The sequence below is a fragment of the Skermanella sp. genome, assembly GCF_059503625.1.
On record NZ_JCACHA010000750.1, the window covers coordinates 1 to 10,411 of the forward strand.

Consider the following 10,411-nt stretch of genomic DNA (forward strand, 5'->3'; position numbering starts at 1 on the left):
CGCTTACCCGGCAAAAGTTCCGCATAAGCAAGAATTCAACATCATAAGGCTACTGGATACCCAGGCATGACACACACGATACTTTTAGTGAATGTCCACTTGACTGGAAAAAATAGCTAAAAAGGGTATGTGTATGTCGAAAGACAAGGACCCTATGATTTTGTCTGTTTTATGTGATTGCAAATCATTATCAAACATCCAATCACTGATCCCACAGACAAAAAACACGGAACTTCTCAAGCAGCTTAGCTTCTTTCGGTACTTTAAGCGCACCTTACGCCGTATTTTGAAAACCGGAGGCGATATTTCCATTCCACCTCTACGGCTCTTGATTTGATCAACTTCCGGTTACAAACAGTCAAAGACCGTTTCATGTAAAACCGGATTCCAGATCGTCGGACAGGCCAAGCCGGGGGTACTTACCCTCATGCCCTCGGGAGCACGGCGATGCCGCAGTCTCAGCCGGTTTATTCCGACTGCACACGCCGCTGCGGGAGAGACTTGCACAAGGGCCTATTCCTTATGCCGAAAGATTCGCAGCCGGCAGTATTTTTAGATTGGAGAGACCGGTGCGAAAAGCCTAAAAGGGCGTCGCCAGAGAAAATCTCATCAACAATAAATTGGCTTTCCCAAGGAGGGAATCGTGCGATGACCAGCCGATCGGTTTCACTCAAATCCTATCCGGACTTCCTGACGCCGGTATCCGCCTGGAGTTCCAGTGCGGTTTATAGCAGTCGATATTCTGGAGATCGGTGATGAACAAAGGAAGACCCGAGCCGTCGCTCGACGAGTTGCTGAACGACCCGATCCTGCATGCCCTGCTGGCGCGCGACGGCCTGACCGTCGAGGAAGTGCGCCGATTTCTCGACGAGATGAAGCACCGTCTGCGGCCGGCGCGCCGGAAAGCGGCCTGACCGGACGGGTCCGGTTCGCTCATGTCGTCATGCCGGGCGTGGAAGCGGCTTCCAGACGCTTTCTAAAGAGCGGTAAATCGCTCCGCCCGGACCTTCCCGTTGGTCCGCTGACAGCGGCCGAAAGCGGCTCATAAGTCGCTGCGGAGTCGTCGCAAGGCTCCTGCAAGATCCATCTCCCTCAACATACCGCTGTTTTACTTAAGTTATAATTACAAAGTCTGGTGGTTGTACCTAGATCGTTACCGGTTCGAAGGCGAACCTTCTAATGAATTTTCAACGAGTTTTGAGGTATCTCTATTTTTAGATAACTCAACAGGATGTGAAGGGAGGATTAAAAATGGACCCCATCCTTCGCCTTGCCTGTACATCCGGCTTCCCGGCCATCGCCATCGCGGCGTCCGCCTGCGGAATGCGCCATCGTTTCGTATCCTACCATGTCGTGCCCCCATGCTGACCAATCCGACCAGCCCAGGCTGGAGCGATGGATCGCAGCCTCTTGTCCTTGTCGTCGACGACGACGACGTGGCGCAGTTCCTGTATCGCCAGGCGCTCAAACGCGAAGGCTTCCAAGTCGCGGAAGCCTGCAACGGCGAACTTGCGCTGACGATGTTCCAGGATCACCGGCCCGATCTGGTCCTGCTCGACGTCGTGATGCCCGGAATGGACGGCTTCGAGACCTGTGCCGCCATGCGCGCCCTGCCCAGCGGGATCGGCGCCCATATACCGATCCTGATCGTCACGGGCCTGGACGACGTCGGCTCGATCAAGCAGGCCTACGATGCCGGCGCCACCGACTTCATCACCAAGCCGATCAACTGGATGATCCTGATGCAGCGACTGCGCTACATGCTGCGGGCAAGCGAAAGCCTTCGCCGCCTGGGCGAGAGCGAGCGGCGGCTGGCGCAGGCCCAGAAGATCGCGTCGCTCGGCAGTTGGGAATGGGACGTCGCCACGGGCGAGATGAATTGGTCCAGGGAGATGTTCTCCCTGCTGGGCTACGCACCGGACGGCGACGGACGGTCGCAACTCGCCCCCAGCCTCGGCGCACTCCTTTCGCGCATCCATCCCGACGACCGGGACCGGTTCGGCACTGCGGCCGACTTGCTCGGGCAGGGCAAGCCACCCGCCGAGGAAAGCGGCGACTACCGTATCGTCGACGATGGCGAAGACATCAGGATCGTCCGTTTCACCGGACGGCCGGAGCGGGATTGCCGGGGCGAGATCGTCCGCGTCGCCGGGGTTGCCCAGGACATTACCGAACGCCGCCGCAGCGAGGACGTCCTGCGCAGGGCTCTCAATCAGGCCGAAGCCGCCAACCGCGCGAAGTCCGAGTTCCTGGCGACCATGAGCCATGAACTGCGCACGCCGATGAACGCCATCCTAGGCTTCACCGAGATCATGGACAGGAAGCTCTACGGCCCGATCGGCAACGAACAGTACGAGAGCTATGTCCGGATGATCCACGAGAGCGGCGAGCATCTGCTGCACCTGATCAACGCAATCCTGGATCTGTCCAAGGCCGAGCAGGGCATGATCGAGCTTCACGACGACCCCATCGACGTGACCAGGGTCGCCCATGCCTGCCGCCGCTTGTTGCAGGCGCAGGCCGATGCCAAGGGGATCTCGTTCACCCTGGATCTGCCGGACCGGCCACTTCCCGCGCTTTTCGCCGATGAATTGCGGGTGCGCCAGATCCTGCTGAACATCCTGTCGAACGCCCTGAAGTTCACGCCCGACCATGGACAGGTGGTGCTGCGGGTCCGGCGCGAATATCCAGGCCAGTTCCTGGACCAGGGCGGCACCGGCGGCCTTGTGTTCGAAGTCGCCGATACCGGCATCGGCATGAGGGTCGAGGATATTCCGATCGCCCTCGCCAAGTTCGGCCAGATCGACAGTTCCCACAGCCGGCGCTACGAAGGCACGGGTCTCGGCTTGCCGCTGACCAAGCGGCTGATCGAGCTACACGGCGGTACGCTGGAGATCCTGAGCGCCCCCGATGTCGGGACGACGGTCATCCTGACGTTTCCACAGGATCGCATCCTTGCGGAAAAGCGAAAGCTGCCGGTCACGGCTGCCGAATGAACTTCAGGCCGTCATGCCGCCCAACCACACCCCGCCCTCCATCCGAACCAGGATTACCGCCGTGCGACGCCGACCCGGTCTAAGGACGCTGATGTCCATCCTTGCAGCGGCCGTCATGCCGGTAAGCGCCGCCTCGGCGCTCGACCGGATAGGCGTATCGGACCTGACGCATCTCAGCCTGGAAGACCTGATGAACCTGCGGGTGGAGGTCACCTCGGCGGCGAAGAAGGCCCAGGCGCTCGGCGACGTGGCGGCGGCCGTTTCGGTCCTGACCGGCGACGACATCCGGCGCTCCGGCGCCACCACCATACCCGACGCGCTACGGCTGATCCCCGGCCTTCAGGTCGCCCGGATCGACAGCGGACGCTACGCGATCACCGCGCGCGGTTTCAACGGCCGCTTCGCCAACAAGCTGCTGGTCCTGATCGACGGCCGAAGCGTCTATACGCCGCTGTTCTCCGGCGTCTTCTGGGAATTGCAGGACACGATGCTGGAGGACATCGACCGGATCGAGGTCATCCGGGGTCCCGGCGCCACCCTGTGGGGCGCCAATGCGGTCAACGGCGTCATCAACATCATCACGAAGCCGGCTTCCGCGACGCAGGGCATGCTGGTCGCCGGCGCCGTCGGCGACCAGGAGCGGGCGGCCGGCGCCGTCCGCTTCGGCGACGCCTTCGCCAACGGCGAGGGCCACTACCGGGTCTACGCGAAGCACACGCGGCGGGAGCAGGGCCTGACATCGTCCGGCGAGGACGCTTCCGACGATTTCGACCGCAGCCGCGCCGGCTTTCGCGCGGACTGGAAGACCGATGCGGACAATGCCTTTTCGGCTCAGGGCGGCATCACCACCGGCAGGCTCGGCGAAACGGCGACGCTGTTCCAGCCCGATGCGCCCTTCGCCCGGAGCGTGCAGGAGCGCGACAAGCTGCTCAACGCCGACCTGCTCGGCCGCTGGACCCGCACCCTGTCAGCCACGTCGGAAATCTCGCTCCAGGCCTACTACAACCGGGAAAGCATCGACTGGCCGCAGGTCGAGGCGACCAACGATACGGTCGACATCGAGTTCCAGCACCGCCTGGCGCCGTTCGACCGGCACGACCTGATCTGGGGCGCCGGATACCGGCTGAGCTCCGACGACATCGAAAGCAACTTCTCGCTGTCGCTCGAGCCGGGGCGGCGGACGGAGCATGTCTTCAGCGCCTTCGTGCAGGACGAGATCACGTTGATACCGGATACCCTGCGCTTCACGGTGGGGTCAAAGTTCGAGCGCAACGGCTATAGCGGGACCGAGATCCAGCCCAGCGCCCGACTGCTCTGGACGCCGGCGGCCGACCACACGTTCTGGACCGCCGTGTCGCGCGCGGTCCGCACGCCGTCGCGGGCGGAAGACGACATCCGCTTCGTCCAGGCGATCCAGCCCGGACCGGCGGGATTGGCCGTAACGGTCGAGCCGACCGGCCAGCGCAGCTTCGACTCCGAGAACCTGACGGCGTTCGAGGCCGGCTACCGCGCCCATCTCGCCCCCAACCTGTCGCTGGACATCGCCGGCTTCTACAACATCTACGACAAGCTGCGCTCGCTCGAACCGCAGCCGGTGGCGTTCTCGCCGACCCCGGCCGTTCGGCTCAACATGCCCCTGCTCGCCGGCAACGGCCTGAGCGCCCGGACCTGGGGAACCGAGGCCGCCGCCGAATGGCAGCCGCTCGACGGCTGGCGGATGCGCGGCTCCTACACCTTCCTGCGGATGGAGACGCGCGCCGACAACGGCAGCGTGGACACCTTCTCGGCGGCTTTGGACGACGGCAGCAGTCCGCAGCACCAGTTCAACCTGCAATCCTCGGCGGATCTCGGCGGCGATGTCGAGATGGACGTGATCGTCCGGCATACCACCGGGCTGTCGGCCCTCCAGATCGACGGCTACACCACGCTGGACGCCCGCATCGGCTGGCGGGCGACGGATGGGGTGGAGCTGTCGCTGGTCGGACAGAACCTCGTCGGCGGCTCGCGCCTGGAGTACCGGCCGGAATTCCTGTCGACGACTCCGACCCGCGTGGGCCGCAGCGTCTACGCCAAGGCGACGGTGCAGTTCTGAAGCATGTTTTTGCAATGCAAACGGAGCCCATCCGTCCGCAGCCATTTCCGGCGCATGAACGGCTATGCGCTGATCATCGTCATCGCGCTGCTCGCGACCGCAGGGTCGTCGGGCCAGTCCCTCGCGTCGCCGAACGAGTACGAAGTGAAGGCCGCCTTCCTCTACAACTTCGCCAAGTTCATGGCGTGGCCGCCCTCGCAATCACCGGCTGAAGCTACCTTCACGATCTGCATCCTCGGCGACGATCCGTTCGGTCCGGCACTCGACCTGCTCAAGGGCAAGCCGGTGGACGGCAGGCCGGTCGAGGTGCGCCGGCTGGCGAAGCCCGGAGAGATCGGGCGGTGCCGCATCGTCTTCGTCGGCCCTCCCCACGCCCGGGAAATCGCCGGACTGGCCGAAAACCTGAAGGGCAAGCCGGTCCTGACGGTCGGCGACGGTCAGGGTTTCGTCCGCTCCGGCGGCATGGTCGGCTTCGTCCTCACCGACGGCCGCATCCGGTTCGAGATCGACCCGGACAGGATAGCGCCGACCGGCCTGACCGTCAGTTCGCAACTGCTCAAGCTGGCGATCATCACCCGTGCCGCAGGTTCGTCATGAAGATCTCCCTGTTCCGCCAGATGCCGCTCCAGCGGAAACTCATCAGCATCATGCTGCTGACCAGCGGCATCAGCCTGCTGATGATCACGGCGGCGCTGATCTTCCACGAGCAGGGCCGCTACCGGCAAAGCGCCGTGACGCAGCTGGCGAGCATCGGCCACGTGATCGCGGCCAACACCACCGCGGCCTTGAGCTTCGACGACCCGAGGGCGGCGGAGCAGACCCTGGCGGCGCTGCATGCCCAGCCCCAGATCCGGCACGCCCACATCGTCCCGATGAACGGCGGCGCCTTCGCCACATATGCCGCCAAGAGCGAGGTGGAAGCCGGGAACATCGCGGATGCCGCCGCCGACATGGAGCAGGACTTCATCAGGGATGCCCTCCTGGCCGGCAAGTTCAGTGGAACCGATGCCGCCGGAACCTCCGACGGCCACGAGTTCCACGAGTTCACGGACGAGGGGCTGGACGTCTTCGTTCCCATCCGGCTCGACGGCGAAATCCTGGGGCTGGTCCACCTGACGGCGGACCTGACGGAGCTGACCGTCAACCTTCGCAGCTACTACGGCATCGTGGCGCTGGCCGCCGTCATCTCGCTGCTGGGAACGTTCCTGATCTCGTCTCGGCTCCAGCGGGTGGTGTCCGGCCCGATCATGGACCTTACCACCACGATGGCCGCCGTCTCGGCCTCCAACGACTATGCGATACGCCTGTTCCGGCGCGATCCGGGCTCCGGGCGCGAAGACCGCCGGGGCGACGAGATCGACGCGCTGATCGACGGCTTCAACGACATGCTGCGGCAGATCGGGTTGCGCGACGAGAGGCTGGCCAACCAGGGCGAGATGCTGGAGCGGCAGGTGGCCGAGCGCACCGCGGCTTTGTCCGACGCCAATACCGAGCTGGAAAGGATCGTCCGCGAGCTTCGCCACGCGAAGCGGACGGCGGAAGCGGCCAACCGCGCCAAGAGCGAGTTCCTCGCCAATATGAGCCACGAGATCCGCACGCCGATGAACGGCGTCCTGGGCATGATGGAGCTGCTGTTGGATACCGACCTGTCGGAACGGCAGCGGCACTTTGCCGAAGTGGTCCGCCACTCCGGAGAAACGCTGGTCGGCCTGATCAACTCGATCCTGGACCTGTCGAAGATCGAAGCCGGCAAGATGGAACTGGACGCCAGTCCCTTCGACCCGCGATCCCTGGTCCAGGAGGTCACCGAGTGCTTCACCGGCCAGGCCGCGGCCAAGGGGATCGAACTCGCCTGCCTGATCCCGATGTCGGTCCCTTCCGGCCTGGTCGGCGACGCCGGCCGGCTGCGCCAGATCCTGGTCAACCTGATCGGCAACGCGCTCAAGTTCACCGACCGTTCGGGCGAGGTCACGGTGCGGGTCAAGCCCGCCGCCGGAGACGGGGTTCCCGCCGGAAAGATCGGCCTGCGCTTCGAGGTGGCCGATACCGGCATCGGCATCCCGCAGGACAAGCAGGCGGCCATCTTCGATGCCTTCGCCCAGGCCGACGGATCGACCACGCGCCGCTTCGGCGGCACGGGGCTGGGACTGGCGATAGCGCGGCAGCTCTGCGCCCTGATGGGCGGCGAGATCGGCGTCACCAGCGGGTCCGGCGCCGGATCGACCTTCTGGTTCACCGTTGCGTTCGAACCGGCTGCCGCCGGCAGTGCCGTGGACCAGCCGGCGTCCACGCCGGTATCCGTGCCGGACAGGCTCAACCACCCGCTCTCGGCCCATGTCCTGCTGGTGGAAGACAACCCGATCAACCGGGAAGTGGCGATGGAGCGGCTCAAGCTGCTCGGCTGCACCGTCGACACCGCCGTCAACGGCTCGGAGGCGCTGGAACGGACGCGGCGCCACAACTACGACCTGATCCTGATGGACTGCCAGATGCCGGAGATGGACGGCTTCGACGCGACCCGCGCCATCCGTCTGGACGAGACGCGCCAGCCCCTGAAGGCTGCCCGGATCCCGATCGTCGCCCTGACCGCCAATGCCCTGAACGGCGACCGGGAATACTGCCTTGCCGCCGGGATGGACGACTACATCGCCAAGCCATTCACGCGCGAGCAGCTGGGCGTGGTCCTGCGCCGGTGGCTGGCCCGGAACGAGGCGGCGCGCGAACCGGGGGCTCCGCCGGCCGCCGAGCCCCGGCGCGACGCCGGTCCGGATGCCGGTCTCGATGCCGACAGCGTCCTGGACCGGCGCACGCTGGACGAACTGCGTTCCTTCGGCAATCCCGACGTGCTGGTGAGAGTGGCCAAGCTCTATCTCGACAGGACGCCGGACCTTATGAAGCGGCTGCGCGAGGGCGTCGAATTCTGTGACTGGCCCCTGATCGCCAAGACCGTCCACAGCCTGAAGTCGAGTAGCGCCAGCATCGGGGCGCTCGAACTGACGGACCGTTGCCGGGAACTGGAAACGGCGGCGCGCGGCGCCACCAGAGGCGCCGCTCCTCCCGAAGGGATGGCCACCCGCACCCTGGCATCCATCGGAACCGAGTATAACCGCGTCCGGGGCGCCCTGGCCTCGCTGAGCCATCCCGGCTGATGCGGTTGCCCAAGGCCGGCCGCGTCAGACCGGTTCGGCTTCCAGCACCGGATGGTGGCTGGAGGAATTCGGGTCGGAAAGCGAGAATAGGCCGGCGGGCATCTCGACGGTGACCGTCGTCCCTTCCAATTTGGAGACCGTCACCCAACCGCAAAGCTGCCCGCTCAGCGACTGGATCAGCTGCTTGCCGATCCCGCCGCCCGGTTCCCCCGACTCCAAGGATCCGTCGCCCTGGCCGTCGTCGGACGCCATCAGCCTCACGGTGTCGCCGGCCCGTCGGAGCGACACCGAAATCCGCCCCGGACGGCCTTCGGGAAAGGCGTGCTTGACCGCATTGGTGACGATCTCGTGGACGAGCATTCCGAGCGGAATGGCGGTGTCGAGAGAGCACCGCAGAGGATCGGATGCGACCTGGATCGAGATCAGCTCCGGCCTGGGCGAGATGCTGCGGATGCCCTCGCACAAGGTTTGCAGCTGTGGGCCGATGTCCACCGTGGACACGTTTTCGGAAGCGTAGAGCGCCTTGTGGATCTCCCCCATCACCTGGATGCGGCCCTCCAGCGCGTCCAGCCGGTCCCGGACCGCTCCACCGCCCAGCCTGCGTTTTTCCAGCTGGATCAGCGACCACAATCCCTGAAGGTTGTTCTTGATGCGGTGGTGAACCTCCTGAAGCAGAGTTTCCTTTTCCGCCAGCGATGCCTTGAGCCGCTCGGCGCTCAGGACACGGTCGGTCACCACCATGACCGTTCCGGCCATCCGGTTGGGTCTGGCGACAGGACCGCTCCCGTCGAAAAGCACGCGGCCCCGTGACTCGAGCCAGGTAACGGAACCGTCAGGCCGGAGGACGCGGAACTCGACCCGGTAGGCGCCGCCGTTCATCGCTTCGGTCACGCGACCACGCATGCGCTCGGCGTCGGCGGGATGCACGCGGTCCAGGAAGTCCTCGCCGGTATGGAGATCGGCTGCGTTCCAGCCCATCACCTCGTCCAGCTGGTGCGAGCGTTCCATTCGGCCGGTTTCCAGATCGCAGTCCCAGAGGCCGACATCGGCCGCTTCGACCGCAAGGGCGAGGCGCTGCTCCGCCAGGGTAAGGGACGCTTCCGCCGCGATCCGGCGGTTCAGCTCCCGCCGGAAGTCCTTCAGCCGCCGACGGGAATACCAAACCAGCCCGATGGCGGCCACGATGAACGCAGTGAAGACTTCGTCCGCCTGGAACTGCTCCAATTCATTCAGGTAATCATGGATCGCTTCGACGAGATCCAGCGATGAGGAAACGGCCAGGACCAAAGCGCAACTGGCAAGCACGATCAGGCGATCCCGCGCTTCTCCCCTCGCAAGCATGTCCGATCTCCAACGGTTTCCACTTAAAGACTCGTGTCCGGCGTCCGGACATTCTGCAATTTCTATTAAATTAGGCTACAAATCTTAAGGGCCGGTTAGCCAGCAGGCCGGCGCGTTCCATATCTTCGCCGAAGCTCTCGGCCGGCAATCTATGCCGCTCGTCGGATGCGGAAAAGACGGACGCCGCGGCGTCCGCATCCCGCAGGATGTTTCTACCCCCAATTAGCAGCGTGAAAAACGCTGCCAAACCCTAAAAAATGAGAACAAAAATAGTACATACCGGACTTGATCGGAATTTGGGAACGTCTCTATCATGTCCACACCTCCGTTGAGGCTCGTTGAGTCCACACAGGATCGTAACAAGGCGCTCGATGCGGCCCTGACCCAGATCGAACGCGCCTTCGGCAAGGGCGCGATCATGAAGCTGGGCGGCGGCGGCGAGATGCCGGCGGTGGAGGCGATCTCCACCGGGTCGCTCGGGCTCGACATAGCGCTTGGCATCGGCGGCGTGCCGAAAGGGCGCATCATCGAGGTCTACGGTCCGGAAAGCTCGGGCAAGACCACCCTGACGCTGCACGTGATCGCCCAGGCCCAGAAGTCCGGCGGCACCTGCGCCTTCATCGACGCGGAACACGCGCTCGATCCCGGCTATGCCCGCAAGCTCGGCGTCAACGTCGACGAACTGCTGATCTCGCAGCCGGACGCGGGCGAGCAGGCGCTGGAGATCGTCGATACGCTGGTCCGCTCCGGTGCTATCGACGTGCTGGTGGTTGACTCGGTCGCGGCCCTGGTGCCGCGCGCCGAGCTGGAAGGCGAGATGGGCGACAGCCATG

Annotated in this window: 7 protein-coding genes; 6 read left to right on the plus strand and 1 reads right to left on the minus strand. The window is 64.4% G+C overall.

All coding sequences use genetic code 11. The features are described 5' to 3' along the window. The first annotated feature begins 755 nt into the window (after positions 1–755). The 5 genes from AC5JJ6_RS25830 (at position 756) to AC5JJ6_RS25850 (ending at position 8,237) form a co-directional block, all read left to right on the plus strand. A complete protein-coding gene (locus AC5JJ6_RS25830; protein ID WP_496044818.1) occupies positions 756–914 on the plus strand; it encodes a hypothetical protein in 159 nt (52 codons plus the stop codon). 447 nt (positions 915–1,361) lie between these two features. Next, the gene (locus AC5JJ6_RS25835; RefSeq protein WP_496044819.1) at positions 1,362–2,996 is read left to right on the plus strand and encodes an ATP-binding response regulator; all 1,635 of its coding nucleotides are present in this window, start codon (positions 1,362–1,364) and stop codon (positions 2,994–2,996) included. Between the two features lie 91 nt (positions 2,997–3,087). Further along, the gene (locus AC5JJ6_RS25840; RefSeq protein WP_496044820.1) at positions 3,088–5,088 is read left to right on the plus strand and encodes a TOL_0244 family TonB-dependent receptor; all 2,001 of its coding nucleotides are present in this window, start codon (positions 3,088–3,090) and stop codon (positions 5,086–5,088) included. Positions 5,089–5,142: 54 nt separating this feature from the next. Next, on the plus strand, positions 5,143–5,685 hold the full coding sequence (locus AC5JJ6_RS25845; RefSeq protein ID WP_496044821.1) for a TOL_0243 family YfiR-like periplasmic protein: 543 nt from the start codon (positions 5,143–5,145) through the stop codon (positions 5,683–5,685). Then, entirely contained in the window at positions 5,682–8,237 is a 2,556-nt protein-coding gene (locus tag AC5JJ6_RS25850) for an ATP-binding protein (RefSeq protein ID WP_496044822.1), read from the plus strand. Before AC5JJ6_RS25845 ends, AC5JJ6_RS25850 begins: the two co-directional genes overlap by 4 nt. Positions 8,238–8,261: 24 nt before the next feature. Here the strand turns inward: AC5JJ6_RS25850 and AC5JJ6_RS25855 are convergent, their stop codons facing one another. Then, complete coding sequence (locus AC5JJ6_RS25855) at positions 8,262–9,578, minus strand: sensor histidine kinase (protein WP_496044823.1); 1,317 nt, start codon at positions 9,576–9,578, stop codon at positions 8,262–8,264. A 313-nt stretch (positions 9,579–9,891) separates the two neighbouring features. On the opposite strand from AC5JJ6_RS25855, the gene AC5JJ6_RS25860 reads away from it, so the two are divergent. Continuing rightward, a partial coding sequence (locus AC5JJ6_RS25860; RefSeq protein ID WP_496044824.1) for an ATPase domain-containing protein occupies positions 9,892–10,411 on the plus strand: 520 nt, incomplete at its 3' end.